Origin of the sequence: Streptomyces coffeae (assembly GCF_016741875.1) — a bacterium.
Classification (GTDB): domain Bacteria; phylum Actinomycetota; class Actinomycetes; order Streptomycetales; family Streptomycetaceae; genus Streptomyces; species Streptomyces coffeae.
In genome coordinates, this window is record NZ_JAERRF010000003.1 from 390,634 (window position 1) to 416,506 (window position 25,873).

A 25,873-nucleotide genomic window follows, 5' to 3' on the forward strand; every position below is an offset into this window, starting at 1 on the left:
GCCGTTCGCCCCTGTGGATACCCGGGGTAACCCCCTCCTGGGGGTGCCGTTCCCCTACGGGCACGTGCGACCCGAGGACTAGGGAAATCCAGCCGTCAGGACTGACGCCGGGTGTGGCTCAGCCCACTACTGTCGAACACGTGACTGTGATCGCCACCGAAAGCCTGAGCAAGCGGTTCCCCAGGGTCACCGCTCTCGACCGGCTCTCCGTCGACATCACACCGGGCGTCACCGGCCTGGTGGGTGCCAACGGTGCCGGTAAGTCCACCCTGATCAAGATCCTGCTCGGTCTCTCTCCCGCCACCGAGGGGCGTGCCACCGTGCTCGGCCTCGACGTGACCAAGGACGGCAGCACCATCCGCGAGAGCGTCGGCTATATGCCCGAGCACGACTGTCTGCCGCCCGATGTCTCGGCCACCGAGTTCGTCGTCCACATGGCGCGCATGTCCGGGCTGCCACCGTCCGCCGCCCGGGAGCGCACGGCCGACACCCTGCGCCATGTGGGCCTGTACGAGGAGCGGTACCGACCCATCGGCGGCTACTCGACCGGTATGAAGCAGCGGGTCAAGCTGGCTCAGGCGCTGGTGCACGACCCGCGGCTGGTGCTGCTGGACGAGCCGACCAACGGTCTCGACCCGGTCGGCCGGGACGACATGCTCGCCCTCATCCGCCGCGTCTACACCGACTTCGGCATTTCGGTCCTGGTCACTTCGCATCTGCTCGGCGAGCTGGAGCGCACCTGCGACCACGTGGTGGTCATCGACGGCGGCAAGCTGCTCCGCTCCAGCTCCACCAGCGACTTCACCCAGGCCACGGCCTCCCTCGCGGTCGAGGTCACCGACACTGCCGAGCACCCGGACGGCACCGGTGTGCTGCGCGCCGCGCTCGACCGCGCGGGGCTCACCGTCCAGCCCGCCGGACGCGGCGCCGACGGGGCGCCCGCCTCCGACCATGTGCTGCTGGTCGACGTGGCCGGGGAGGGGACCTACGACACGGTCCGCGACGCCATCGCCGAACTCGGCCTCGGCCTGGTCCGCATGGAACAGCGCCGCCACCGCATCGCGGAGATCTTCCGCTCCGACGACGACTCCGCAAACGCCGCCGCGAACGCCTCCGACCACACCGCTGACCACACCACGGGGACCTCCGGCGCGGACGGAACCGGCGCCCACGGGAAGGGAGGTGCCGTCGATGCCGCCTGAGACCGTGCCCCAGCAGCGCACCGACGTCATCCACAACATCGGCTACCGGCACTACGAGGGCGCCCGCCTGGGCCGCGCCTACGCCCGCCGCTCGCTCTTCTCCCAGAGCCTGCGCGGCGCCTACGGCCTCGGCCGCTCGGCGAAGTCCAAGGTCGGGCCGATGCTGATGCTCGCCGTGATGTGCGTGCCCGCCGCGATCATCGTCGCGGTGGCCGTCGCCACCCAGGCGAACAAGCTCCCCGTGGAGTACACCGGCTACGCGATCATGCTCCAGGCCGTCATCGGCCTCTACACCGCGGCCCAGGCACCGCAGTCCGTCTCGCGCGATCTGCGCTTCAAGACGATCCCGCTCTACTTCTCCCGGCCCATCAAGACCGGGGACTATGTGGGAGCCAAGTTCGCCGCCCTCGCGTCCGCGCTCTTCTTCCTCACCGCGATGCCCCTGCTGATCCTCTACATCGGGGCCCTGCTCGCCAAGCTGGACTTCGCCGACCAGACGAAGGGCTTCGCACAAGGACTGGTCTCCGTGGCTCTGCTCTCGCTCCTCTTCGCCGGTATCGGCCTGGTCATCGCCGCCATGACACCGCGCCGCGGCTTCGGTGTCGCCGCCGTCATCGCCGTACTGACCATCTCCTACGGCGCGGTGAGCACCGTTCAGGCCATCGCCTGGGACCAGGGCAACACCGACGCGGTCAGCTGGCTCGGCCTCTTCTCGCCGATCACCCTCGTCGACGGGGTGCAGACCGCGTTCCTCGGTGCCACCTCCGCCTTCCCCGGCGAGTTCGGCCCCGACACCGGGACCGGCCTCGTCTACCTCGTCGTCCTCCTCGGCCTGACCGCCGGCTCGTACGGCCTGCTGATGCGCCGCTACCGAAAGGTCGGGCTGTGACCACGATCGCCATCGACAATGTCTCCCGCTGGTTCGGGAACGTCGTGGCCGTCAACGACGTGACCATGACGATCGGCCCCGGGGTCACCGGCCTTCTCGGACCCAACGGCGCGGGCAAGTCCACCCTGATCAACATGATGGCCGGGTTCCTGGCGCCCTCCACCGGGACCGTCACCCTCGACGGCGCCCCGATCTGGCGCAATGAGCAGGTGTACCGCCACATCGGGCTCGTCCCCGAGCGGGAGGGGATGTACGACTTCCTCACCGGCCGCGAATTTGTCATCGCCAACGCCGAACTGCACGGGCTGCCCGATCCGCGCGCCGCCGCGCGCAAGGCGCTGGACACCGTCGAGATGGACTACGCCGGATCGCGGAAGATCTCCACCTACAGCAAGGGCATGCGCCAGCGGGTGAAGATGGCCTCCGCCCTGGTCCACGAACCGTCGGTGCTGCTGCTCGACGAGCCGTTCAACGGGATGGACCCGCGCCAGCGCATGCAGCTGATGGAGCTGCTGCGGCGGATGGGCGCCGAGGGCCGCACCGTGCTGTTCTCCTCGCACATCCTGGAGGAGGTCGAGCAACTCGCCGCCCATATCGAGGTGATCGTCGCCGGACGGCACGCCGCCTCCGGTGACTTCCGCAAGATCCGCCGTCTGATGACCGACCGTCCGCACCGCTATCTGGTGCGCTCCAGCGACGACCGGGCACTCGCGGCGGCCCTCATCGCCGATCCGTCGACCACCGGTATCCAGGTCGACGCCGGCGGCGGGGTGGACGGCGGACTGCACATCCAGGCCGTCGACTTCACCCGCTTCACCGAACTGCTGCCCCGGGTCGCCCGCGACCAGGGCATCCGGCTCCTCACGGTCTCGCCCTCCGACGAGTCCCTGGAGAGCGTCTTCTCCTACCTCGTCGCGGCCTGAAAGGAGCCCACAGCGATGTCCTCGCTCTACCATCCGACCGTCGCCCGGCTCACCTACCGGGCCCTGCTCGGCCGCCGCCGTGCGCTGATCCTGTTCTCCCTGCCCGCACTGCTGCTGATCATCGCGTTGGCGGTACGGGTACTGACCAGTGCCGACGACAGCACGGCCGATGGCATCCTCGGCGGCTTCGCGATCGCCACCATGGTTCCGCTGATCGGCGTGATCGCCGGTACCGGTGCGATCGGCCCGGAGATCGACGACGGTTCGGTCCTCTATCTGCTGGCCAAGCCGGTGAAGCGGCCCACGATCATCGTCACCAAGCTGATCGTCGCGATCGGCGTCACGGCCGCCTTCTCCGCGATCCCCACCCTGCTCGCCGGCTTCATCCTGAACGGCAACGGCCATCAGCTCGCGGTCGCCTACGCCGTCGCCGCCGCCGTGGCCTCCGTCGCCTACAGCGCGATCTTCCTGCTGCTGGGCACCGTCACCCGGCATGCGGTGGTCGCGGGCCTGGTCTACGCCCTGGTGTGGGAGGCGCTGTTCGGCAGCTTGATCTCCGGGGCGCGTACGCTCAGCGTCCAGCAGTGGGCGCTGGCCCTCGCCCAGAAGATCGGCGAGGGCGATCTGATCACCTCGGACGTCGGACTGCCCGCCGCCGTGGTGCTGCTGGTCGCCGTGACCGTGGCCGCGACCTGGTACGCGGGCAGCAAGCTGCGCACGCTCACCGTCGCCGGTGAGGAGTGAGCCGTTCGGACGCACCCCTGTTGTCGCCGGTGGCGGCGGTCGTGGAGACGGCCGCCGCCACCGGTGTTGTTGCCATCGGTGTTGACACCGGGCCCCGGCGTTTCCTTGGCTCACTCCCGTGAAATCCGACCGGCTGCTCTCGATCCTGCTGCTCCTCCAGACCCGTGGCCGGGTCACCGCCGTGGAACTCGCCGAGCGGCTGGAGGTCTCGACCCGCACCATCTACCGCGATGTGGAGTCCCTGTCCGCCGCCGGGGTGCCGGTGTACGCCGAACGCGGTCGGCACGGCGGAATCACCCTGCTCCCCGGCTTCCGCACGGATGTCACCGGACTCACCTCCGATGAGGCCAGGGCGCTGTTCGTCCTGGTCGCGCAGAGCACCCATGCCGCGCTCGGCCTCGACAGCGCCCTCGGCTCCGCCCTGCGCAAGGTGATGGCCGCGCTCCCGGCCGCGCACCGGCCCGCCGCCGAACTCACCAGCCGCCGGATCCTCGTCGACCCCGGCCGCTGGTGGTCCCACCCCGCGCCGGAGGCCGATCTCGCCGTACTCCAGACCGCCGTACTGACCGACCGCAGACTGCGCATCCGCTACCGCCACGGCGGGCAGACCGCGCTGAACGACTACACCGTCGACCCCTACGGGCTCGTCGCCAAGGCCGGGGTCTGGTACCTGGTCGCCGACCGCGACGGCACCGCGCGGCTGTTCCGCGCCGACCGTGTCGCCGCCGCGTCGCTCGACGACGCACCGGTGCGCCGCCGCCCCGGTGCCGAGCTGAAGGAGGTGTGGGAGGAGCTGCGGCGCGGGATCGAGGAGCGGCCGATGCCGCTGCGGGTACGGGCGCGGGTGCGGCGCACCGGGCTCGACCGCTTCCTGCGGATCGTCGGCTCGCTGGTGGCACAGCCCCAGGAGATCGGGGGCGACGCGGAGTGGGCCGAGGTGGACCTCGCCTATCCGCAGCTGGCCGCGACGCGTCACCTGCTCCAGTTCGGGGCGGAGGTGGAGGTGCTGGAGCCGCCGGAGGTCCGCGCCGAACTGGCCGCCGCGGCGGCCTCGGTCACCGCGCTGTACGGGTGACGCCGGGGTCCGGCTCCGGCCCGGCCCCCGGTCGCGGCCGTGGGCCGTCCGCCGTCAGCTCGGCCGCGACCGTCTCGGCGAACTCCACGGCGACCGGGCTGAGCGCGTCCCACCGCCGCGCCGCCCAACCGGTGGCCAGCGGCGGCAGTGAGGGGATCGGGATCAGCCGCAGCGCCGGATGGGCGACCGGCTCCCGCCACCCCGGCAGCGCGGGCACCACGGCGTGCCCCAGCCCCAGTTCGGCCAGCAGGATCGCGGTGTCCCAGTCGGCCACGCTGGTGGTCGAGACCGGTTCGGTGCCCTGGCGGGTGAGGTGCTCCTCCAGCCGGTGCCGGGAGACGGAGTTCTCCGGCAGCCGGATGTGCCGGATGGACGCCAGCTCCCCGGGCCCGATCTCGGTGCGCTCGGCGAGCGGATCACCGGCGTGGACGGCCAGCACCCACGGCAGCTCCAGCACCGGCCGCAGTTCGATACCGCGTGCCGGGGAACCGATGGTGATCCAGGCCAGATCGGCGGTGCCGGCGGCCAGCGCCTCGAAGCAGCGACGGCTGGAGTTCTCGGTCTGGAACTCCAGGTTCACCCGCGGATGGCGCCGCCGGAAGGCCACCACCCCGGCCGACATGAAGTGCCGTACGGTCGTCGCCCCGGTGGTGACGCGCACCGTACCGCCGCCGCCCCGCCGCAGGTCGCGCAGCCGCCGCAGTGCGTGATCGAGGCCGACCAGTCCGTCGGCCGCCGCCCGGTGCAGGATCAACCCCGCCTGGGTGGGCGCCACTCCGCGCGGACGGCGCTCCAACAGGACGATTCCCAACTCGCGTTCGAGCCGTTTGACGCGCTGGCTCACCGCCGACTGGGTACAGCCCAGATCACGGGCGACGGCACTGAGGCTGCCGGAGTCGCAGACGGCCGTGAAAGCCCTGAGATCGTCCAAGGTCATCAACCCAAGCTACCGCTAAGGGGTTTGGAAGAAATCCTGAGGATTGACTTGGAGTTGGGACCAGGACGACGATCTATGCGGCGCCCAGGGCGGCAACCCGCTCCCGGCCACGCCCGACCGGATCCGGACCGTACGGCGTGCGCCCGAGGGCGGGTGCCGACCCGCCCCTTTACCGCCGGGCCCCCGCCGCGGCCCGGCGCCCGCACCCCGACGGCGATGCAACGCCGTTGAGCCGGGCGCCGGTTCGGCGCAAGCCGCCGACGCACGCCGCGCCGCACCGGGGCGGACCCGGGCCTATCGGCCCGGCCGCGGCGGCTACGCGGGAACCGTTTCGGTGGGGGTCTTGGTGTCCGGTGATGTGGGGTGCGCGGGGGCGGGGCGGCCTCGGACCACCGCCAGGACCAGCAGACCCGCGGCCAGGGCGGTGATTCCGGAAATCAGGCAGATGCGGTCGAGCCCGGTCACAAACGATTCGTGGACCAGGGTCCGTGCGGCGTCCCGCTGCCCCGGGGGCGCCGCGGCGATCACCGCGTCGGCGTGGCCGCCGCTGATCGCCTCGGCCGCCTGTCCGGCAGACCGGGGCGGAACGGTTCCGTCGGCATCGACCACCTCGCGGACCCGCGACGCGAACACCGTGCCCAGGACGGCGATGCCGAGTGCGTACCCCAGCTGCCGGAAGGTGTTGACCGCGCCGCTGGCCATTCCCGCGCGCTCCGGCGGGGCGGCGTCGAGGGCGGCGGAGACCAGGACCGGCATGGCGAGCCCGACCCCCAGACCGGCCGTGATCATCCCCGGGACCAGCACCTCCCAGCCCGAACCGGGCTCCAGCAGCGCGGCGTTGAGCAGCGCGCCCGCACCGATCAGCAGCAGTCCGCCGCCCAGTGCCCGCCCCGGGGCGACCTTCTCCAGCAGCCGTCCGCCCGCCGCGCCGACGACCAGCGCGGCCCCGGCCATCGGGGTCACCGCGAGCCCCGCCCGCACCGGGCTCAGCTCCAGCACCGACTGGAGCCACAGCCCCGCATAGGTGAGATAGGGGAACGCGGCGGCCTGGAGCAGCAGAGCCGCGGCCATCAGCACCGCGAAGGAGGGACGGCGCAGCAGCCGCAGATCCAGCAGCGGCTGCCGCACCCCGCGCTCCACCGCGATGAACACGATCAGCGCGACGGCCGCGGCGACCAGCGAGACGACCGTGCCGGTGTCGGCCCAGCCCTCCTCACCGCCCCGCATCAGCCCGTAGGTGAGGGACCCGGCGCACAGGGTGAAGGCGGCGGCGCCCGGCCAGTCGATCCGCGCCCCCGGCGCACCGCGCGACTCGCCGACCGTACGGAGCGTGATCCACACCGCCACCGCCGTCAGCGGCAGATTGACCAGGAAGATCGCCCGCCAGTCGGCGTACTCGGTCAGCACACCGCCCAGCACCGGCCCGGCCGCCACGGCCGCCCCGCTGGTGCCGCCCCAGACCCCGAAGGCGATTCCGCGGGCGCGGCCGCTGTAGGTGGCCATCAGCAGCGGGGTGTTGGTGGCGAACATGGCCGCCGCTCCCACTCCCTGCACCGCGCGGGCGGCGATCAGCACCCCCGCGTCCGGCGCCAGCCCACAGGCCAGCGAGGAGAGGGCGAAGACGGTGAGCCCCGCCAGGTACAGCCGCCGACGGCCGAAGAGATCGGCGGCCGAACCGGCCGTCATCAGCAGCGCGGCGAGCGCCAGCGCGTAGATGTCCATCACCCACTGGAGAGAGGTGAAGGAGGCATCAAGGCCGTGCGCCATCTCCGGCAGCGCCGTGTTCACGATCGTGACGTCTATCAGCAACATGAAATTGCCGAGGGTGATGGCGGCCAGTGGCCACCAAGGGCTGCGCATGAGGTACTCCGGGACGTCGGGCCGGGGCCCGGCCCGTACGCCGCACCCCCCGTGCTCCTCACCGTCGCCGGGGCTCCGGATATGCTCCAGCCCGCCCCGGGAACACGGCGCTATCCGACACCGGCTAGCGTGCTGCGATGGAATCCGACAGCATCGACGACCTGGACCGGGCGCTGGTGTACGCCCTCCAGCTCGACGGGCGGGCTCCGTTCTCCCGGATCGCCGAGGTGCTGGGCGTGTCCGACCAGACCGTGGCGCGCCGCTACACCCGGCTGCGCACCACACGGACGATCCGGGTGCTGGGACTCACCGATCCCGCCGCGCTCGGTGAACTGGTCTGGCTGGTGCGGGTGCAGTGCATGCCGGACACCGCGGAGGCGGTGGCCGAGGCACTGGCCCGCCGCGAGGACACCTCATGGGTCAGCCTGATGTCCGAGGGCACCGAGGTGGTCGCGCTGACGCGGGCGGCCACCGAAGCGGACAGCGACACACTGCTGCTGCGCAAGCTGCCCCAGACGCCCCGGGTGGTGGGCGTGAGCGCACACTGCGTGCTGCATGAGTTCTACGGCGGCCCGCAGGGTCTGATCACCAAGTCCGGAGCGCTCACCGACGAGCAGGCCGAGCGGCTGCGGCTGCCCGAGCCGGACCGTTCGCGGGGCCCCCGCGGGCCGCTCGCCGCCGACGACCGCACGATGCTGAAGGTGCTCGCGCAGGACGGGCGGGCGCCACTGGCCCAACTGGCCGCCGCCACCGGCTGGTCGCAGTCGACCGTCCGCCGTCGGCTCGCCGATCTGCGCGCGGACGGCACTCTCTACTTCGATGTCGACTACGATCACCGGGCGTTCCGGACGGGCATCGTCACCGCCCTGTGGCTGTCGGTGCCACCGTCGGAGCTGGAGGCCACCGGCCGGGCGCTCGCGGACCATCCGGAGGTGGCGTTCGCCTCTGCGACCACCGGCCCCAACAATCTGCTGGCCATCGTGGTCTGCGCGGATGCCCCGGCGTTCTACCGCTATCTGACGACGCGGATCGCCGCACTGCCTGCCATACGGCATATGGAGAGCTCCCCCATGATCCGGAGGGTCAAGGGACCGGGGCCGCTGCCGGTCGCTCCACGCGGTGCGGCTCGGCGTCCCGCCTGAGCGGGGGTTCAGACGCCAATGTCCTTGGTGGCAGGGCGAGTTGGTAGAAAGCTCTGAATCCTGAATGGTTGAATTCTGTTCATCCAGACGACCGTACAGATCTTGACGCTTGTCAGGGACCTGCCGAACTCTGAAGGCAGGTACTCCCCCCACTTCGCGCCATCGCCCCTCATCCACAGGGACAGTGATGGCGCGTCACCAAGCAAAAGACGGAGGTAACCCCTCATATGCGTCGTCTTGCCATGAGTCTTGCCGCCACCGCGGTCACCGCGGCCGCCACCGTCGCCCTCGCCTCTCCCGCCCAGGCCGTACCCGCGGACAAACAGCAGGTGCTCGCCAGTTGGACCCAGACCAGCGCCGACAGCTACAACGCCTGGCTCTCGGCCCGCAACAACCAAGGGGCCTGGGCCACCTACGCCTTCGACTGGTCGACCGACTATTGCAGCTCATCGCCCGACAACCCGTTCGGCTTCCCCTTCCAGACCGCCTGTGCCCGCCATGACTTCGGCTATCGCAACCACAAGGCGATGGGGATCTTCGACGCCAACAAGGCCCGGATCGACAGCGCCTTCTACGAGGACCTCAAGCGCGTCTGCAACAACTACGGCGGTGCCACCAAGGCCGCCTGCAACAGCACCGCGTGGACGTACTACCAGGCGGTGAAGATCCTGGGCTGAGCCCAGCGCAGCGGCTGAGCCCAGCGCCGTACCGACGCCGGGTGGCCCACCCCCGTGGGCCACCCGGTCAGCGTGACGCGATGGGGAAGAGCCGCTCCAGGACCACCGCGATCCCGTCCTCCGCGTTGGAGGCGGTGATCTCGTCGGCCACGGTCTTGAGCCCGTCGTGTGCGTTGGCCATCGCGACGCCGTGCCGCGCCCACTCCAGCATCGGGATGTCGTTGGGCATATCGCCGAAGGCGATGGTGTCGGCCGCCGTCACCTTCAGCCGCCGGGCGGCCAGCGACAGCCCGGTGGCCTTCGTCAGCCCCAGCGGCAGCAGCTCCACCAGACCGGTGCCCGCCACCGTCACCCCGACCAGCCCTCCGGCGGCGATCCGGGCGGCGTCCGCGAGCGCGTCGTCGTCCAGCCGGGGGTGCTGGATGTAGAGCTTGCTGATGGGCGCGGTCCAGAACGCGTCCGGGTCGGTGACGGAGGCGGGCTCCATGTCGTAACCCATCCGGTAACCGGGGCCGAACAGTATCTCGCCGTCGAGACCGTCACGGGCCGCGGCCAGGGCCAGCGGGCCGATCTCCGCCTGGATCTTCTCCAGCGCCAGCACCGCCAGCTTGCGGTCCAGGGTGACGGAGGTCAGCAGCCGGTGCTCGCCCGCGTGGTAGAGCTGGGCGCCCTGCGAGCACACCGCGAGCCCCTGGTAACCGAGGTCGTCCAGTATGTGCCGGGCCACCGGCACGGTCCGCCCGGTGACGACGATGTGCGCGGCACCCGCGGCAGTGGCTGCTGCGAGCGCGGCACGCGTACGCGCCGAGACGGTGTGTGCGGGGCCCAGCAGGGTCCCGTCGAGGTCGGTGGCGATCAGTCGGTACGGCAGCGTCTCGCTCACCGGGTGACCGGTTCCAGCACCTCGCGTCCGCCCAGGAACGGCCGCAGCACCTCGGGCACCCGCACCGAGCCGTCGGCCTGCTGGTGGTTCTCCAGGATCGCGACGATCGTCCGGGTCACCGCGCACAGCGTGCCGTTGAGCGTGGCCAGCGGGCGCACCTTCTTGCCCTCGCGCATCCGGATCGACAGCCGGCGCGACTGGAACTCGGTGGTGTTGGACGTGGAGGTCAGCTCGCGGTACTTGCCCTGGGTCGGGATCCACGCCTCGCAGTCGAACTTCCGCGTGGCCGAGGAGCCCAGGTCACCCGAGGCCAGGTCGATCACCCGGAACGGCAGCTCCAGCGAGCTCAGCCACTGCTTCTCCCACTCCAGCAGCCGCTGGTGCTCGGCCTCGGCCTCCTCCGGGGTGGTGTAGACGAACATCTCCACCTTGTCGAACTGGTGCACCCGGAAGATGCCCCGGGTGTCCTTGCCGTACGACCCGGCCTCGCGGCGGAAGCAGGAGGAGAACCCGGCGTAGCGCCGCGGCAGTTCGCCCGCGTCCAGGATCTCGTCCATGTGGTAGGCGGCCAGCGGCACCTCGGAGGTGCCCACCAGATAGAGGTCGTCCTTGTCGAGGTGGTAGACGTCGTCCGCGGCCTGGCCGAGGAAGCCGGTGCCCTCCATGGCCTTCGGCTTGACCAGCGCCGGGGTGAGCACCGGGGTGAAGCCCGCCGCGGTGGCCTGCGCCATCGCCGCGTTCACCAAGGCGAACTCCAGCAGCGCGCCGACGCCCGTCAGGTAGTAGAAGCGGGAGCCGGAGACCTTGGCGCCGCGCTCGGTGTCGATCGCGCCGAGCAGCTCGCCGAGCTCCAGGTGGTCCTTGGGGGTGATGCCCTCGGCCGCGAAGTCGCGCGGGGTACCGATCGTCTCCAGGACGCGGAAGTCGTCCTCGCCGCCCACCGGGACCTCCGGGTGGACGAGGTTGCCCAGCTGGATCAGCAGCCGCTGGGTCTCCTCGGCGGCCTCGTCCTGCTCGGCGTCGGCCGCCTTGACCGCCGCGGACAGCTCGCCCGCCTTCTTGAGCAGCTCGGCCTTTTCGTCGCCGGTGGCCTTGGGGATGAGCTTGCCGAGCGACTTCTGCTCGGCGCGCAGCTCGTCGAAGCGGACACTGGAGGACCTGCGCCGCTCGTCGGCGGTCAGGAGCGCGTCGACGAGGCCGACGTCCTCTCCACGAGCGCGCTGGGAGGCGCGCACACGATCGGGGTCCTCACGGAGCAGGCGAAGGTCAATCACCCCACCAGGTTACCGGTGTGACCTCGCGCCCTCGACGCGATATTCCTTTGTGTCCTTATTTGCACCTTTTAGTGGCTGTGGGAAACCGGGGGAATTTCTGTGACGCCCGTCGTCAAGGAATACGTATGCATTCCCCGAAAAGGGGCAAAGTGAAGGGTTCGGGATGACGGTTTTCCTTGCGCGCGGGGCGAGTTGACCGCGGGTTGTCCACAGGGGGCGGGCCGGGTGCCATGAGTTATCCACAGCCTGTGTGTGAGATCTGTGGATGTCGAGGTGATCATTTGGTCCGGCGAGTGCTCGGCGATGGATTCCCCTATCAAACCTCGTTCACACACTCTTTGAGAGGGGAATGGCTCACTCCAAAGAGTTGATCAATCGAATTGTGGTGACGGATACCCTCTGTCCGGTGATGGCGAGGAATGGGTCGACTGCGGCGATCTGTCGACAATGTCGGACTGGTCTGTCGACTTATCCCCAGCGGACGGGCGCAGCCTGTGGATAACTTTCCCCGTCACCCTGGGGACGGCGCCGTCAACCGGCGTCCGCGAAGTTCAGGCCCGCCCGTCCTGGCAGCGCGCCAGCCACTCCGCCGCCTCCGTGAACGCCTCGTCCGAGGTGCCGTGCCGCAGCGGCGCGATCTCCGCCGGCTCCACGCCCGCCCGCGGATACGAGCCCAGGAAGCGCACCTTCGGGCAGATCCGCTTCAGCCCCATCAGCGCCGAGCCCACCCGCCGGTCGGTGATGTGCCCCTCGCAGTCCACCGAGAAGCAGTAGCGGCCGATGCCCTCCCCGGTCGGGCGGGATTCGATCCGCATCAGGTTGACCCCGCGCGCCGCGTACTCCTGGAGCAGCTCCAGCAGCGCACCCGGGTGGTCGTCGCCGAGCCAGATCACCACGGACGTCTTGTCCGCGCCGGTCCGGGCGGCGGGCCGCGCGGGACGGCCGACCAGCACAAAGCGGGTCATCGCGTTCTGCGCGTCATGGATGTCGGTGACCAGCGGCTCCAGAGCGTACCTCGGCGCCGCGAACTCGCCCGCGAACGCCGCGTCGTACCGCCCCTCCTGCACCAGCCGGGCACCGTCCGCGTTGGAGGCCGCGGACTCCCACTGGGCGTCCGGCAGATTCCCCGCCAGCCAGTTGCGCACCTGCGGCTGGGCGACCGGATGCCCGGTCACCGTCTTGACGTCCGTCAGCGCCGTGCCCGGCCGGACCAGCAGCGCGAAGCTGATCGAGAGCAGCACCTCGCGGTAGATCATCAGCGGTTCGCCGGCGGCCAGCTCGTCGAGGGTCGCGTTGACCCCGCCCTCCACCGAGTTCTCGATCGGCACCAGGGAGGCCGCCGCCGCGCCGGTGCGCACGGCGTCCAGGGCGGCCGGGACCGAGACCATGGGGACCAGCTCGCGCGTGGCGGCCTCCGGCATGGACCGCAGCGCGGCCTCGGTGAAGGTGCCCTCGGGGCCCAGGTACGTATAGCGGTTGGCCGACATCACGGTGGCTCCCTGTGATCTGACGAGAACTGCCACGATACCCAGCGGCACCCGCACGGCGCCCACGACCGGGGACAGCCCGCGGGCCGGGAGGCCCGGCGGTTCCGCGGGATCCAACGGTTCCGCGGGATCCCGCGGATCGGGCGGATTCGGCGGCTCATCCTTCCAAGAGTGCCTGACCGACGTACTCTCCCGGAGCGCAGCCGCCCGGCACCGCGAACAGCGCGCTCGCCTCGTGCCGCAGGAAGCGCGAGAGATCGTCGCCCAGGTCCAGCTTCCGCTGCACCGGAACGAACCCCTTCATCGGATCCGCCTGCCAGGCGATGAACAGCAGCCCGGCGTCCGGCGCCCCGTCCTCGCGGAATCCGTCGTGGTACGAGAAGGGCCGCCGCAGCATGGCCGCGCCCTGGTTCGACGCGGGCGCCGCCACCCGGACATGAGCCGCCCCGGCGATGGCCAGCGAGCCGTCCCCGTTCACCTTGTCCAGCCGGACGGGAGTGTCCTCCGCACCGCCGGACAGCGGGGCGCCGTCGGACTTGCGGCGTCCGACCACCTTCTCCTGGCGCTCCAGGGAGAGGTGGTCCCAGGAGTCCAGCAGCATCCGGATCCGCCGGACCACCGCGTAGGAGCCGTGTGCCATCCAGGCGGGTTCGCCCGTCGCGGGCACGAAGATCCGCCGCTGGAAGTCCTCGTCCGACGGCTTGGGGTTGTTGGTGCCGTCGATCTGGCCCATCAGATTGCGGGCCGTCATGGGATGGCCGGTGGCGCCGGGGGTGCGGTTGAAGCCGTTCATCTGCCAGCGCAGCCTGGCCGTGCCGCGCGCCTCGCGCTGGAGCGCGCGCAGCGCGTGGAAGGCGACGAGCCCGTCGTTGGCGCCGATCTGGATCCACAGATCGCCGTTGCTGCGTCCCGCCTCCAGGGCGTCCGAGGCGAAGTCGGGCAGCGGAGCCAGCGCCTCCGGCAGCTGCTCCTTCAGCCCCGCCCGGCCGAAGAAGGTCCGGCCGAAACCGAAGGTGACGGTGAGGGCGGAAGGGCCCGCGTCGAGCGCGATCCCGGTGTCGTCCGGCGGCGCCTCGCCCTCGGTCAGCTGTCCGGCCGTCCTCGACCAGCGGCGCAGCAGCGCGGCGGCCGCCTTGCGGTCCGCGCCGGGGGCCAGGTCGAAGGCCACCAGATGGCCGTGGGCCTGGAGCGGGGTGGTGATCCCCGCCTGGTGTCTGCCGTGGAAGGACACGGTGGTGCTGCCCACCGAGGTGAGCGGCTCCGGATCCGAGCGCGTGGCCTCGGCGGCGTACGCACCGGCGGCGCCGCCCGCCACCAGCCCGGCCGCGCCCGCGGCGCCCGCCGTGCCCAGCAGACGGCGCCGGGAGATCCGCGCGCCGGGGCTCGGCGACGAGTCCTGCGGGGAGTCCGTCCGGCCGTCCTTCCCGGGGTTGTCTTCCGGCTCTCGCCGAGTGGGCTGCTGAGTGCTCATTGCGCGATCTTCACGTTCTTGGTCTCCGTCACCTGGTCGATGTCGGAGGTGCGTACGGTCAGGGAGATCCGCCAGTCGCCACCCAGGGGCAGCCGCACATTCGCGGTGCTCCAGTGTCCGGTGGACAGGTGGTTCAGCGATACCCGGAGCGGCCCGATGGCCTTCTCCTTGAGGGTCAGGGACAGCTTGACCTCCTCGGCGTCCACGGGCCGGTCGGCCCGGTCGAGGAGGAAGACATGGAGCGTGTTGTCCCCGGCGAGCGCCGGGTCGAGCATGACCACGGCCTTGCCGCTGCCGCTCTTGCTCCCGGTGTTGTACGGGATCTCCACGCTCGCCGGGTCGACGCCCAGCGGATCGGGCGCGGCAGCGGCGGCGGGCTGCCCGGTCTCGGCCCGGCCGGGCTGGGTGCCGCTGAGCACGGTGGCCACCGCGAGCAGCACCACGGCCACGACCGTTTCGGCCAGCACCGAGCGGCGCAGTCCGCTGCGCACCGGATCGGCGTCCCGCTTGCGCTGGGTGGCGGTCTTGTCGATGGCGGCGCGCTGGCGGGCGAGCTGGGCGGTGCGTACGGGGTCGTCCGCGGCGTCGGTGTCGGTGCCGTCCTCCGATGCGTCGCCCTTCCCGGCGGAGCCGGAGTCGGCGTCGGCGGTACGGCCCGCCCGTCCGGCCGACGCGGCCGCCGTGACCTTCGCCTTGGTCGTGGCGTCCGCTGCCTCGTCGCCCGTCTCGGCGTCGTTCTCCGCGGCGTCCATCAGACGGCGCGTCCAGCGGCGCGAGACCGCGGCGATTCCCACCAGTACCGCCATCAGACCGACCTTGACCAGCAGCCACTTCCCGTATTCGGTGCCGGTCAGTGCCTTCCACGAACCCACCTGGCGCCACGACTGGTAGAGGCCGGTGAGCACCAGCGCCACCACCGAGCCGAAGGCCAGCCGGGAGAAGCGGCGCACCGCCGTCCGCCCGACCGGTTCGCCCGCGCGGAGTGCCACCGCCAGTGACGCCAGGCCGCCCAGCCACACCCCGACCGCGAGCAGATGGACCACGTCCACCGGCATCGCCAGCTCCTTCTGGAGGCCGACGGAGGCGTGTTCGGCCATCGCCCAGGTCGCGGCCAGCCCGACCGCGACCACCGTGCCGCCGAAGCCGAGCCCGAAGGCCAGGTCCTGACGGCGCCCGTGGTCGAGCTCCGCGTAACTCTCGTCATCGCCCGCCGCCTTCGCCGCCTCGGCCTCCTCGGTGCGCCGGGTGTATGTACCGAAGAGCACCGCCAGGAAGACCGCCGCCGCGCCGAGCAGCAGCAGCCGCGACAGCATCGCCGCGCCCGGTTTGGTCGCCAGCACATCACCGAGCCCGCCGAGGTCGAAGACCGCGCCGATCCCCTTGCCGTCGGTGTACGGGCCGCGCAGCAGCAACAGCGCCAGGGTGGCGGCGAAGAGCGTCACCCAGCCACCGACGGCGATCTTGCGGACCGACCGCGAGGAGCGGCAGACCCCGGCGAATACACTCGCGCCGAGCAGGGCCGCGAAACCGCCGTAGGCCGCGTAGCGCCCGATCCCGTACAGCGTGCCGACCGTGGTGTCGGACTCCCCGCCCTTGGACACCTTGACGTTGGTCTTGGACGGGGCGCCGATGGAGAAGGTGACCGCGCCGTTGACCGGGTGGCTGTCCTCCGAGACCACCTTCCACGCCACCGTGAACGTGCCGTCCGGCAGCCCGGAGTGCAGCCTGATCGCGGCGGTCGAGGTCTTGCCGTCCACATGGCCGGGCTTCCCGGTGTCCACGCGCTTGCCCTTGGGGTCGAGCACACGCACCGAGTCGTCGGAGAGCAGCACACCCTCCGAGAAGTTCAGCGTGACCTCCGAGGGCGCGGCCTTCACCACCGATCCATCGCGCGGGTCGGTCGAGGTGAGCGTGGCGTGCGCGGACGCGGTGTTCGCGCCGACGGTCAGCGCGCACAGCAGCGCGGCGAGCAGGGTCGCGCAGACCGCCGTCAGCCGCCGGGCGGTGAGGGAGACGGTGGTCCTGGCGGCCCCTGCGGAGGTCGGGAAGGTCAGCGAGGGCATCGGGCGTCAGTCCTTGGGGCGGTACGTCGTCGGCTCGACCGGGACTTTGATCTCGATGGGGTCGGAGTTCGCGAAATGCAGCGTGAACTCGACCTTCTCACCGACCTTGGGCCGGTGGGTCAGTTTTGTCAGCATCAGATGATCTCCGCCGCTGGCCAGCTCCAGCCGCCCGTTCGCCGGGACGTCCAGCGAACTCACCTGCTTCATCCGGTTGTCCGCGGTGTGGTGCAGCGTGATGTCGTAGGCGAGCGGGGTGGTGACGGAGGTCAGCTTGTCCGCGCCGGCGCCGGCGTTCCGTACGGTGAAGAAGCCCGCGGCCATGTCGTCCATCGACGGCCGGGGGAGATACGCACCGCTGACGGACAGCTTCGGACGGCCGCCGCCGTCCTTTCCTTCCGCGCCGCTCCCGCCGCCGTTCCCGCCGCCGTCCCCGTCACCGGATCCGCAGGCGGCGATCGCCGCGGACAGACCGAGGGCGAGCGCCGCGGCGACGGTCCTGCGGAGAGGTGTGCCGCCGGTCACGGGTTCTGCCCCTTGACGATCTTCGGCAGGTCCTTGGTGTACTGCTCGGCGGTGGTGCCGGTGGTGTAGATCCAGTGCGCCTTGTTGTCCTGGGGCGCGTAGCCGAGCACCTCGGCGCCGTGGCCGACGGTGATGCTGCCGTCCTTCTCCTTCTTCGGCTTGTCGACGTAGATGCCCAGCGTCCGGGCGGCGGCCTGGATGGTGTCGAAGTCGCCGGTGAGACCGACGAAGTCGGTGCCGCCCTGGGCGTTGAGCCAGGTGCGGATCCGCTTGGGGGTGTCGCGCTTCGGGTCGGTGGACACGAAGACGACGCGGAGCTTCTCCCGCTCGGCCTTGGAGAGCTTCTTCTCGGCGATGCCGAGGTTGCTCATGGACAGCGGGCAGACGTCGGGGCAGTGGGTATAGCCGAAGAAGAGCAGGGTGGGACGGCCCTTGGTCTCCTTGATCAGGTCGTACTTCTTGCCATCGGTGTCGGTCAGGACCAGGTCCGGCTTGGGCTTCTCCTTGCCCTTGTCGAGCGAGATCGCCTTCCCCGACTGCTGGCCGCCCTTGACCTCGGCGGCGCTCGCTTTCCCCTTGTCGCCGTCGCTGTCGGATCCGCCGCAGGCGGTCAGGGTGAGCGCCGCGGCGGCGACAACAGCGGTGCCCAGGATGGTGGTGCGCATGGAGCCGTTCTCCCGTGAGAGGTGTGGATCGGTGCTGTGTAGGTGATGTCCGGGCGGCGGGCCGGAGGGGCCCGCCGCCCCGGCGGACCGCGCGGTCGGGTCAGGACGCGCGGTCACGCCGTGGACGCTGGTGGGTCAGGCGGAGCGGCGGCGGCTCGCGAGAACACCGAAGGCGACACCGGCGGCGCCGATGACGATGCCCGCGATGCCCAGCACCCGGGCGGTGGTGTCACTGCTGTCGCCGTCGGAGTCGGCGGCGTTCTTCTCACCGTCCTCGCCCTTGTCGTCGTCCTTGTGATCGGAGGCAGCGCCGCCGTGCCCGTCCGAGCCCTCGGCCGGGGCGACCAGCTTGAGGACCGGCGCCGGGTTCTCCGGCTCGGCCTCACCCTCCTTGGGCTCCTCGATCCAGCGCACGACCTCCTTGTCGTCGTACGTCTGGAGCGCCTTGAAGACCAGCTGGTCGGCGTCCTCGGGAAGCTGGCCGACGGAGAGCGGGAACTGCTGGAACTGGCCCGGCTCGATCTTTCCGCCGGTCCAGGTGACCTTGCTGACCGCCTCGGTGATCTTCTCGCCGTGCATCTCGATCGGCTTGGCCAGCTTGGTCTTGGTGACCTTCACCTTCCAGCCGGGCACCGGCTGTGGCATGACCGAGGCGAGTGGATGGTCGGTGGGGAGGGTGACCTCGAGCTTGGTGGTCGAGGAGTCGTCGCGCTCGTTGGGCACCTTGAAGTTGACGGTGCTGTAGCCGCCCTTCTCGGCCTCACCGGGCTGCACGCTGACGTGCGCGAAGGCGGGGCCCGCGGCGAGCAGCACCAGGCTGCCCGCGGTGAGGGCACCGAGAACCGGCAGACGACGAAGACGCATGGCGTTCATGGGAGTACTCCAGGGATCCGGATACGGATGATCAGTGGGTGGCGCGCATGCGGCGAGGCCGCGGCCGCCCTCCGGACCCGCTGGAGGAGCGTCGCGTCGGTCAGGCCGCGAGGTCGTGGCGCGGCGGACCCCGTCTGATCACGCTGTGCTGGAGTACCAGGGCCGTGACGGCGCCCTCGTCGCGCTCGGCCGTACGCGGCCGCCGGGGCCCGGCCGAGGGCAGTCCGGCCAGCCCGGCGAGCAGGGTCCGCACCATCCGCAGCGCGGCGCGCAGACCCCGGACGAGCGTCACCTCGGCCACCTCGCGCACCCCGTCGACCGAGAGCCGCACCGCCCGCCACACGGCCACCTCGCCGCGGCGCAGCAGCCAGCCCATGGCGACGGCGGCCAGCAGATGGCCCAGCACCATGGGCAGCGACGGCAGCAGGCTGTCAAGAGCGGGGCCGTGCTCGGCGCCCGGTACGGCGGCCAGGGGCGCGGAGTGCATGGTGTGCGCGGCGTGCACGTCGCGGACCGAGGCCGGGTCGATGCCCGCGCGCTCCACGATCCGGTGCGCGGTGGCAGCGTCCATCCGGCCGGGTACGGGGGCGCACAGCAAATGGGCGGCCAGGCCGATCACCCGGCCCTCGTGTCCGTCGGCCCGCAGGGCGGCGGCCGCCTGCTGCTGGCCGAGTCCGAACACGGTGTGCAGGACCAGCTGGCCCACGGCCAGTACCGCGGCGATCCCGGGCAGCGACCGCTCCCGCCCGGCCAGCGGCACCGCCACCGAGAACAGCGTCGCCGCGCCCACGCCCACCGTCCACAGCGGCACGGTCGCGCAGGAGGCGAACACATGCCCGGCCGCGGACAGCACAACGCAGACCGCGGTGAACACCGCGGCCCGCAGCATGCGCAGATCGGCGCCCGCACGGGCGACAGAGGAAGCCATGGCCGCGCCATCATCCCACTGGGCCCATGCGTTACCTACGGCGGGTAGGGCGTACCGGCGCACACCGGGACAGGCCCATACACCGGTGCGCCTGCCGTGCGCGTCCGCCGAATGAGCGGAGTCACGTCAATCGCACGCTTACGGACCATGGACCCAGGCAATACGTAACGGTATGTCGAGCCGCGGCCGGGAGGCTGGAGCATGAGCATCTGGTGGTCACTCCATTTGCCCCGCGAGGCGGCGAGCGTTCCCCTCGCACGACGACTACTCCTCGGCACGATGGAGACGGCCGGGGTGGACCCGGAGATCTCCTACGACCTGTCGGTCGCCCTCTCCGAGGCATGTGCGAATGCGGTGGAGCACGGGGGAGCCGACGGCACGGGCGGGGACTACCGGGTCACGGCCTTCATCGACGGCGACACCTGCCGTATCGAGGTCACCGACTCGGGGCCCGGATTCACCCAGCGCGGCACCGTCCGTCGCGGACAGCGCACCCGCAGTGAGCGACGGCCCGCCACTCCGCGCAGCCCGCAGCATCCGCACGGCCCAGCTCCCGCGCAGGCCGAGCACGGGCGGGGGCTGTTTCTCATCGAGGCCCTCACCGACCACGTCCGCTACCGCGACCGGCCGGGCCGCGGCGGGGTGGTGGTGAGCTTCGACAAGATCCTCAAGTGGCGCGAGGACTCCCTGCTCAAGGCGTCTTGACCGACGTAAGGGGGCGGGGCTGGGTGGGGGGAGGAGTCCGGGCGCCGGCGGGCGCCCGAGCCTGGGCGGGGGGTGGGCGAGCCCCGTACCGCGCCCGCCGCCTTGGCCGGCGGCTGCCGCTACTGGCCGTTCGTATGCCGGTGGGCCAGCAGTCCGTCCACCACCAGACAGGCCAAGGTCTCGGCCCTGCGCAGACGTTCCTCCTTCGTTGTCGGCCCGGAAGAATTGCCCAGACGGTGGGCAAGAGGGTCACTTACCAGGCCTGACATGGGGGCGACGAGGGCGAAGAACAGGATGTCCACCGGCACCCGGTCCATGCGTCCGGACGCCGTCAACCTCTCGACTCTGGGCAGGATGACGGACAACGTCGGCTCGATATAGCGCTGGTAGAGATAGTCCAGCCGCTCGGTGTCCTGTGAGTACTCGTTTGTGATCAGCCGAGGCAGGTTCGGCTCGTCGATGCCGGTCCGGTAGAAGTCCCTGATGAACTGCCGTACCGCGGCTTCGTCGTCGGCTTCGGGGTCAACAGGTGCCATGCGCTTCAGCCTGGCCCCGAGTGCGGCGTCCACCACCGCGCGCCAGAAGGCCGCCTTGGATCCGTAGCGGTCGTTGATGAAGGTGTGACTGACCCCGAGGCGACGTGCGAGCTCCCGCGCGGAGGCGCGGTCGTAGCCCAGCTCCGCGAACGTCTCCAGTCCCCGGAGCAGGATGTCCCGCTCGTCGGGCAGTGCGGCGGTGTCGCTACTGGGGCGCCCCCGGCGCCGAGTGGTGCTCGGCTTGGCTGCCACGAGTCCTCTCCCGTCTTCCAGGCCGTACGGCCACCTGCCCTGCACCGAACAGCGCAGTCGGTCATGTCGGTGAGCCCCGGCATCGTACCTGTTCAGGGGCCTTTTGAGGGTTCCGCTCGGTGAGGGCGTCCGCTCAGTTGTCCCCGCTTGGGGCTTGACGGGGATCGCTTGCCTATTAAACTGACAGGTGTCGGTTATCGGGTTGGCGCCGCCAGGATGAACGGGTTCGGCGTTGACGACGCGATCCGTGCGGTCCATGGAGCGGCACCGAGGACCGGCTCCTCGCCCGTCCCGCCGAGGGCCATCACTTGGCGGCGAATCCCCCAATCTCAAGGAGTTGACGAAGTTGCCCACGAACAATGCCGGCGCCATCCCCGAGCGGGTGGTCAACCTGGACGAGGCTCGGCTCCGCCACGGAGCGAAGGCCGACCACATGGCCGAGATGGTCATGGGTGCGGACCCGCTGGCGGACGCTGTGATCACGGAACTCGATGAACTGGGGAAGGAGGGGCGGCGGATCCTCAACGCAGGACTCGCCGAGGGCCTGGAGCGGCTGGGGGAAGAGCCGCCGAAGGCCATCAAGGCCCTCCTTGAGCAGTTGGAGACCGTGCCGTCCTGGGTTGATCCGGCGATGCTCGACCGAGGCGAGGCTGTGGCGCATTCCGTGCCTCCGGTGTGGTTCAGGATCGCCGTGATCACCACCACGCTGTCGCACACCTACTCCTCTCCGGCCATCGCCCGGACGCTGGTGCAGACCGGTCAGCTGACGAAGATGGCTCCGCGACGCCTGATCGAAACGGGTATGTGGGTGGGGTCCATCAACCAGCCCGGTGGACTGCACCGAGGCGCACCGGGTTATGTCGCCACCGCTCAGGTGCGCCTGCTGCACGCCCGCGTGCGTGCCACGGCCCTCAAGCACGGCTGGGATCCGGCCGTCTGGGGTGTGCCCATCGGTCAGGTCGACACGGCCCGTACCTGGCTCGACTTCACACTCATCAACTCCCGTGCCACCTCAGCCATCGGCATCGTCTACAGCCTTGAGGAGCAGCAGAAGCGCTACGCGTACTGGTCCTACGTCGCTTACCTGCTGGGACTGGACCCGTCCTTCTACGAGGACGTCACCGACGACGAGAGCGCCGGTCGGCTGCTCGACCTCCTGGACTCGACGAGCGCGCCGCCGGACGACAACTCGCGTGCCCTGACGGCCGCGATGATCGATGCCACGGCTCAGGTCCTCGCCGCCGCCCCCGACGCCCTGATGGATGAGGAGCAGTACCGCGACCTCACTCATGGCGTGCTGCGGCTCACGTTGGGCAGCGAGCACGCCGGCCACCTGGGAGTACCGGAGTCGGCCGCCGGGCATCTGCTGCCTCTCATAGGCCTGCTGAACGGCCAGGCAAGGCGCTGGCAGACGTTCACCCCCGAGTCGGCCGCCGCCGCGATCGAGGAGAACGTGAGCGGCGGTCTGAGCCCCGAGCTGGTGGAGTTCCTGGTGCCGGGTGGCACGGCTTACGCGAACACCATCCGCGAGTCCGTCCCGGGCTGAAGCCGCCGGAGAGTCCGGGCGGAACACCTACCGCATGCCCGCCGAAGCGTGACCCAGGTGGGCCAGTCCATGCCACACTCAGGAGCGATCTTGAAGCACAACTACAGCTCTCTGTTCATCGGCGGCCAGTGGGTGACCCCCCACTCCGCAGAAGTCAACACAGTCGTCTCCGCGTTCACCGAGGAGGCCATCGGCCAGACACCGCTCGCCGATGCCGAGGATGCCGCGGCCGCTGTTCACGCGGCTCGCCGCGCCTTCGACAGCAGCGGCTGGTCCGACCTCACTGCTGCCGAACGCGCAGACGTCATGGAGCGGTTCGCCGAGGAGCTGGAGCAGCGAGCCAAGCTGCTGGCGGAGGTCGTCACAGCCGAGAACGGCATGCCCTTCTCCCTGTCCGTTCCGCTCAACGGCTTCAGCGGCTCCGGTGCGCTGCGTTACTACGCGGGCCTGATCCGCGAACTTCCACTGGAAGAGGAGCGGCGGAGTGTGCCCGCGCGCCGCACCTTGGTGCGGCGGGAGCCTGTGGGTGTGGTGGCCGCCATCGTGCCGTGGAACTATCCGCAGTCCCTGGCCATGGTCAAAATAGCCCCCGCGCTGGCAGCCGGGTGCACGGTTGTCCTCAAGCCCGCCCTGGAGACGGCGCTCGACGCCAACATCATGGCTGAGGCGGCCTCCGCTGCCGGGTTGCCGCCCGGTGTGCTCAACGTCGTTCCCGGTGGCGTCGAGGCGAGTACGGCACTGGTGGCCCATCACGGTGTCGACAAGGTCGCCTTTACCGGTTCGACGGCCACGGGACGTGCCGTGGGAGAGGTCTGCGGTCGGCTGTTGCGACCCGTCACACTCGAACTCGGCGGCAAATCCGCTGCCATCGTCCTGGACGACGCAGATCTCTCGGAGACAGTAGCGGGCCTGGCCCGGGTCTCGTTCCCGAACAACGGCCAGACGTGCTACGCCAACACGCGCATCCTGGCTCCCGCACTCCGCTACGCGGAAGTCCTCGACGCGGTCACCGACATGGCCCGGGCCCTGCCCGTCGGTGACCCGTTCGACCCGGCGACCGCCATCGGCCCGGTGGTCTCGGCCAGGCAGCGCGAGCGGATCGAGGGATACGTCACCATGGGCCGCGACGCGGGTGCCAGGCTGACCACAGGGGGCGGGCGCCCCGCCCACCTGAAGAAGGGCTGGTTCGTCGAGCCCACGGTCTTCGGCGACGTACACAACGACATGGTCATCGCGCGCGAGGAGATCTTCGGCCCGGTCGTTGCCGTCATCCCCTATCGGGACGAGGACGAGGCCGTCTCTCTGGCCAACGATTCCGAGTACGGCCTCGGGGGCAGCGTGTGGACCTCCGACGTCGCACGGGGCACGGATCTGGCTCGCCGTATTCACACCGGCACCGTGGGAATCAACGGCTATCAGCCCGATCTCGGCGCACCGTTCGGCGGCGTCAAGGCCAGCGGTCTCGGTCGGGAATTCGGCCCCGAAGGCCTGATGGCGTACTTCCAATTGAAGTCCGTCTACTTGCCGGCCACCGCGTGACCCCCATGCGCCGTCGACGCCGGGCGCCGCACCGCATGCTCGACGGCGTCTCACGATGCCTGGGGGACGTTTGATCCTCAAGTGGCGCGAGGACTCCCTGCTCAGAGCGTCATGACCGCGCGGGGCGCCATGGCGTGGGCCGTCGTTCAGCCTCCGGTCTTCGGGGGCGGCTGCTCGGGCGGCAGTGCCCGGCACAAGGCGTCCAGGGCCGCCGGGAAGGCGTGCTCGGGCGGGGTGGCGTAGCCCACGACCAGCCCTTCCCACCGGGGTGTGGTCGCGTCCGGGTGCCGGTAGCCGGCCAGGCCGTCGAGGGCCAGCCCCTGCCAGGAGGCGGCCTGGACGGCGGACTGCTCGGTGCCGGGCGGGAGTTCGAGCACCGCGTGCAGCCCGGCGGCGATGCCGGAGACCCGGATGTGCGGGGCGCGCTCGGCGAGTGTGGCCACCAGCGCGTCCCGACGGCGCCGGTAGCGCAGACGCATCCGGCGCACATGGCGGTCGTAGCCGCCGGACTCGATGAAATCCGCGAGCGTCAGCTGATCGAGCGCGCTCGCCCAGCCCTCCCGCTCACCCTTGGCGGCCAGCAGGGCGTCGACGAGATGGTCCGGGAGGACCATCCAGCCCAGGCGCAGCGCCGGGGAGAGGCTCTTGCTGGCCGAGCCCAGATAGAGCACCCGGTCCGGATCGAGCCCCTGGACGGCGCCGACCGGCTGGCGGTCGTAGCGGAACTCCCCGTCGTAGTCGTCCTCCAGGACGAGTCCCCCGCTGGTGCGCGCCCAATCGACGGCCGCGGCGCGCCGCTCGGGGTGCAGCGGACCGCCGGTCGGGAATTGGTGGGCGGGGGTGAGCAGGGCGGCCCGTACGGGCCGCAGCCCCGGGTGGGAGGCCAGCTCCTCGGTGCGGGCGCCGTGCGCGTCCAGCGGCAGCGGGACCGTACGCACCCCGGCTGCGGACAGCAGCGAGCGGTGGAAGGCCAGCCCGTACGACTCGACGGCCAGCGCCGGGCGCAGCACCTTGGTGCCGCTGAGCAGCCGCAGGGCATGGGCGAAGCCCGAGCAGACCACGATCCGGTCCGGGTCGGTGCGCACCCCGCGGGCCCGGGCGAGGTAGTCGGCGAGGGCACGGCGCAGCTCGGGGCGGCCGTGCGGATCGCCGGGGCCGAACGCCTCGTTGGGTGCGGCGGTCAGGGCGCGGCGGGCGGAGGCGAGCCAGGCGGTGCGGGGGAAGGCGGAGGCGTCCGGCTGCCCCTGGAGCAGATGGTGGGTGGGGCGCGGGGCGGGCGCTGCCCGGCGTCTGCGGGTGCCGGGGGCTGCCGCCGCACGAGGACCGCCGCGCTCACGGCCTCCGCCGCGCTGGGGCGGGGGCGGTGCGATACGGGGGGCCACCCGGGTCCCGGAGCCCTGGCGGGCGGTGAGCCAGCCCTCAGCGACCAGCTCGGCGTAGGCGTCGGCGACCGTGTTGCGGGCGATGCCGAGATCGGCGGCGAGGGAGCGGTAGGGCGGCAGCCGGGTGCCGGGGGCCAGCCGTCCGCCGCGGATCGCCTCGCGCAGCGCGCTCGTCAGCGCGGTGCGGCGGCTGCCCGCGCGGGTCAGCTCCAGATGGAGGTCACTGCCGAGGATCTCCGCCGAATTGACCCGCGATTCCGCCATGGAAATGCACCCTACAACCTGTCGCATCGAGGCT

At 71.1% G+C, this 25,873-nt stretch carries 23 protein-coding genes; 10 read left to right on the forward strand and 13 right to left on the reverse strand.

Translation table 11 applies throughout. The features are described from left to right. Nucleotides 1–113: 113 nt before the first annotated feature. From JK363_RS06460 to JK363_RS06480, 5 genes are all read left to right on the forward strand, one after another. The gene (locus JK363_RS06460; protein ID WP_307821633.1) at nucleotides 114–1,202 is read left to right on the forward strand and encodes an ABC transporter ATP-binding protein; all 1,089 of its coding nucleotides are present in this window, start codon (nucleotides 114–116) and stop codon (nucleotides 1,200–1,202) included. After that, a complete protein-coding gene (locus tag JK363_RS06465; RefSeq protein WP_201872343.1) occupies nucleotides 1,192–2,091 on the forward strand; it encodes an ABC transporter permease in 900 nt (299 codons plus the stop codon). Before JK363_RS06460 ends, JK363_RS06465 begins: the two co-directional genes overlap by 11 nt. Then, nucleotides 2,088–3,014: an ABC transporter ATP-binding protein gene (locus JK363_RS06470; RefSeq protein ID WP_201872344.1), complete on the forward strand. Its 927-nt coding sequence runs from the start codon at nucleotides 2,088–2,090 to the stop codon at nucleotides 3,012–3,014. The genes JK363_RS06465 and JK363_RS06470 overlap by 4 nt, the downstream gene beginning before the upstream one ends. Nucleotides 3,015–3,029: 15 nt before the next feature. Then, nucleotides 3,030–3,758: an ABC transporter permease subunit gene (locus tag JK363_RS06475; protein ID WP_201872348.1), complete on the forward strand. Its 729-nt coding sequence runs from the start codon at nucleotides 3,030–3,032 to the stop codon at nucleotides 3,756–3,758. Nucleotides 3,759–3,876: 118 nt separating this feature from the next. Next, nucleotides 3,877–4,833 (forward strand): helix-turn-helix transcriptional regulator, encoded by a 957-nt coding sequence (locus tag JK363_RS06480; protein WP_201872350.1) that lies wholly within the window; start codon nucleotides 3,877–3,879, stop codon nucleotides 4,831–4,833. Here JK363_RS06480 and JK363_RS06485 read toward each other — a convergent pair. Beyond that, a complete protein-coding gene (locus JK363_RS06485; RefSeq protein WP_201872352.1) occupies nucleotides 4,814–5,770 on the reverse strand; it encodes a LysR family transcriptional regulator in 957 nt (318 codons plus the stop codon). The two genes, JK363_RS06480 and JK363_RS06485, sit on opposite strands and share 20 nt — an antisense overlap. A gap of 315 nt (nucleotides 5,771–6,085) precedes the next feature. Next, on the reverse strand, nucleotides 6,086–7,630 hold the full coding sequence (locus JK363_RS06490; protein ID WP_201872354.1) for an MFS transporter: 1,545 nt from the start codon (nucleotides 7,628–7,630) through the stop codon (nucleotides 6,086–6,088). Nucleotides 7,631–7,767: 137 nt separating this feature from the next. On the opposite strand from JK363_RS06490, the gene JK363_RS06495 reads away from it, so the two are divergent. Together JK363_RS06495 and JK363_RS06500 are read left to right on the forward strand one after the other, a co-directional pair. Next, nucleotides 7,768–8,772, forward strand: coding sequence for an Lrp/AsnC family transcriptional regulator (locus JK363_RS06495; RefSeq protein WP_201872356.1), 1,005 nt, complete (start codon nucleotides 7,768–7,770; stop codon nucleotides 8,770–8,772). A 227-nt stretch (nucleotides 8,773–8,999) separates the two neighbouring features. Continuing rightward, nucleotides 9,000–9,449 (forward strand): phospholipase, encoded by a 450-nt coding sequence (locus tag JK363_RS06500; protein ID WP_201872358.1) that lies wholly within the window; start codon nucleotides 9,000–9,002, stop codon nucleotides 9,447–9,449. A gap of 67 nt (nucleotides 9,450–9,516) precedes the next feature. On the opposite strand, the gene JK363_RS06505 is transcribed toward JK363_RS06500, so the two are convergent. From JK363_RS06505 to JK363_RS06545, 9 genes are all read right to left on the reverse strand, one after another. Beyond that, the gene (locus tag JK363_RS06505) at nucleotides 9,517–10,332 is read right to left on the reverse strand and encodes an HAD family hydrolase (RefSeq protein WP_201872360.1); all 816 of its coding nucleotides are present in this window, start codon (nucleotides 10,330–10,332) and stop codon (nucleotides 9,517–9,519) included. Continuing rightward, nucleotides 10,329–11,606 carry a serine--tRNA ligase gene (gene serS, locus JK363_RS06510; RefSeq protein WP_201872362.1) on the reverse strand — a complete coding sequence of 426 codons (1,278 nt, stop codon included), beginning with the start codon at nucleotides 11,604–11,606 and terminating at the stop codon, nucleotides 10,329–10,331. The genes JK363_RS06505 and serS overlap by 4 nt, the downstream gene beginning before the upstream one ends. A gap of 551 nt (nucleotides 11,607–12,157) precedes the next feature. Next, on the reverse strand, nucleotides 12,158–13,093 hold the full coding sequence (pheA, locus tag JK363_RS06515; RefSeq protein WP_201872365.1) for a prephenate dehydratase: 936 nt from the start codon (nucleotides 13,091–13,093) through the stop codon (nucleotides 12,158–12,160). Nucleotides 13,094–13,250: 157 nt separating this feature from the next. Next, complete coding sequence (gene efeB, locus JK363_RS06520; RefSeq protein WP_201872366.1) at nucleotides 13,251–14,564, reverse strand: iron uptake transporter deferrochelatase/peroxidase subunit; 1,314 nt, start codon at nucleotides 14,562–14,564, stop codon at nucleotides 13,251–13,253. Beyond that, complete coding sequence (locus tag JK363_RS06525; protein ID WP_201872369.1) at nucleotides 14,561–16,627, reverse strand: copper resistance CopC/CopD family protein; 2,067 nt, start codon at nucleotides 16,625–16,627, stop codon at nucleotides 14,561–14,563. The genes efeB and JK363_RS06525 overlap by 4 nt, the downstream gene beginning before the upstream one ends. A gap of 6 nt (nucleotides 16,628–16,633) precedes the next feature. Next, nucleotides 16,634–17,149, reverse strand: a complete 516-nt coding sequence (locus tag JK363_RS06530) for a copper chaperone PCu(A)C (RefSeq protein ID WP_201872371.1) — start codon at nucleotides 17,147–17,149, stop codon at nucleotides 16,634–16,636. Next, nucleotides 17,146–17,814 (reverse strand): SCO family protein, encoded by a 669-nt coding sequence (locus JK363_RS06535; protein ID WP_201872372.1) that lies wholly within the window; start codon nucleotides 17,812–17,814, stop codon nucleotides 17,146–17,148. Before JK363_RS06535 ends, JK363_RS06530 begins: the two co-directional genes overlap by 4 nt. A gap of 135 nt (nucleotides 17,815–17,949) precedes the next feature. Next, nucleotides 17,950–18,678, reverse strand: a complete 729-nt coding sequence (locus tag JK363_RS06540; RefSeq protein ID WP_201872597.1) for a YcnI family copper-binding membrane protein — start codon at nucleotides 18,676–18,678, stop codon at nucleotides 17,950–17,952. Nucleotides 18,679–18,787: 109 nt separating this feature from the next. Beyond that, entirely contained in the window at nucleotides 18,788–19,615 is an 828-nt protein-coding gene (locus JK363_RS06545) for a hypothetical protein (RefSeq protein ID WP_201872373.1), read from the reverse strand. Between the two features lie 201 nt (nucleotides 19,616–19,816). Between JK363_RS06545 and JK363_RS06550 the strand changes: the two genes are divergently transcribed. Then, complete coding sequence (locus tag JK363_RS06550) at nucleotides 19,817–20,320, forward strand: ATP-binding protein (protein ID WP_201872374.1); 504 nt, start codon at nucleotides 19,817–19,819, stop codon at nucleotides 20,318–20,320. Nucleotides 20,321–20,439: 119 nt separating this feature from the next. Here JK363_RS06550 and JK363_RS06555 read toward each other — a convergent pair whose 3' ends face one another. Further along, the gene (locus tag JK363_RS06555) at nucleotides 20,440–21,108 is read right to left on the reverse strand and encodes a TetR/AcrR family transcriptional regulator (RefSeq protein WP_307821634.1); all 669 of its coding nucleotides are present in this window, start codon (nucleotides 21,106–21,108) and stop codon (nucleotides 20,440–20,442) included. Nucleotides 21,109–21,454: 346 nt separating this feature from the next. On the opposite strand from JK363_RS06555, the gene JK363_RS06560 reads away from it, so the two are divergent. Next, nucleotides 21,455–22,654: an oxygenase MpaB family protein gene (locus JK363_RS06560; protein ID WP_201872375.1), complete on the forward strand. Its 1,200-nt coding sequence runs from the start codon at nucleotides 21,455–21,457 to the stop codon at nucleotides 22,652–22,654. Nucleotides 22,655–22,744: 90 nt separating this feature from the next. Then, nucleotides 22,745–24,193 (forward strand): aldehyde dehydrogenase, encoded by a 1,449-nt coding sequence (locus JK363_RS06565; RefSeq protein WP_236075590.1) that lies wholly within the window; start codon nucleotides 22,745–22,747, stop codon nucleotides 24,191–24,193. A gap of 146 nt (nucleotides 24,194–24,339) precedes the next feature. Here the strand turns inward: JK363_RS06565 and pdxR are convergent, their stop codons facing one another. Next, nucleotides 24,340–25,839 (reverse strand): MocR-like pyridoxine biosynthesis transcription factor PdxR, encoded by a 1,500-nt coding sequence (gene pdxR / locus JK363_RS06570; RefSeq protein WP_201872378.1) that lies wholly within the window; start codon nucleotides 25,837–25,839, stop codon nucleotides 24,340–24,342. Nucleotides 25,840–25,873 lie beyond the last annotated feature (34 nt).

Excerpts from the sequence above, each read along its gene's own strand:
- JK363_RS06465 (WP_201872343.1), top strand. The coding sequence starts at position 1,192 with ATGCCGCCTGAGACCGTGCCCCAGCAGCGCACCGACGTCATCCACAAC.
- JK363_RS06475 (WP_201872348.1), top strand. The coding sequence starts at position 3,030 with ATGTCCTCGCTCTACCATCCGACCGTCGCCCGGCTCACCTACCGGGCC.
- JK363_RS06485 (WP_201872352.1), bottom strand. The coding sequence starts at position 5,770 with ATGACCTTGGACGATCTCAGGGCTTTCACGGCCGTCTGCGACTCCGGC.
- JK363_RS06490 (WP_201872354.1), bottom strand. The coding sequence starts at position 7,630 with ATGCGCAGCCCTTGGTGGCCACTGGCCGCCATCACCCTCGGCAATTTC.
- JK363_RS06495 (WP_201872356.1), top strand. The coding sequence starts at position 7,768 with ATGGAATCCGACAGCATCGACGACCTGGACCGGGCGCTGGTGTACGCC.
- JK363_RS06500 (WP_201872358.1), top strand. The coding sequence starts at position 9,000 with ATGCGTCGTCTTGCCATGAGTCTTGCCGCCACCGCGGTCACCGCGGCC.
- pheA (WP_201872365.1), bottom strand. The coding sequence starts at position 13,093 with ATGTCGGCCAACCGCTATACGTACCTGGGCCCCGAGGGCACCTTCACC.
- efeB (WP_201872366.1), bottom strand. The coding sequence starts at position 14,564 with ATGAGCACTCAGCAGCCCACTCGGCGAGAGCCGGAAGACAACCCCGGG.
- JK363_RS06525 (WP_201872369.1), bottom strand. The coding sequence starts at position 16,627 with ATGCCCTCGCTGACCTTCCCGACCTCCGCAGGGGCCGCCAGGACCACC.
- JK363_RS06535 (WP_201872372.1), bottom strand. The coding sequence starts at position 17,814 with ATGCGCACCACCATCCTGGGCACCGCTGTTGTCGCCGCCGCGGCGCTC.
- JK363_RS06540 (WP_201872597.1), bottom strand. The coding sequence starts at position 18,678 with ATGCGTCTTCGTCGTCTGCCGGTTCTCGGTGCCCTCACCGCGGGCAGC.
- JK363_RS06545 (WP_201872373.1), bottom strand. The coding sequence starts at position 19,615 with ATGGCTTCCTCTGTCGCCCGTGCGGGCGCCGATCTGCGCATGCTGCGG.
- JK363_RS06550 (WP_201872374.1), top strand. The coding sequence starts at position 19,817 with ATGAGCATCTGGTGGTCACTCCATTTGCCCCGCGAGGCGGCGAGCGTT.
- pdxR (WP_201872378.1), bottom strand. The coding sequence starts at position 25,839 with ATGGCGGAATCGCGGGTCAATTCGGCGGAGATCCTCGGCAGTGACCTC.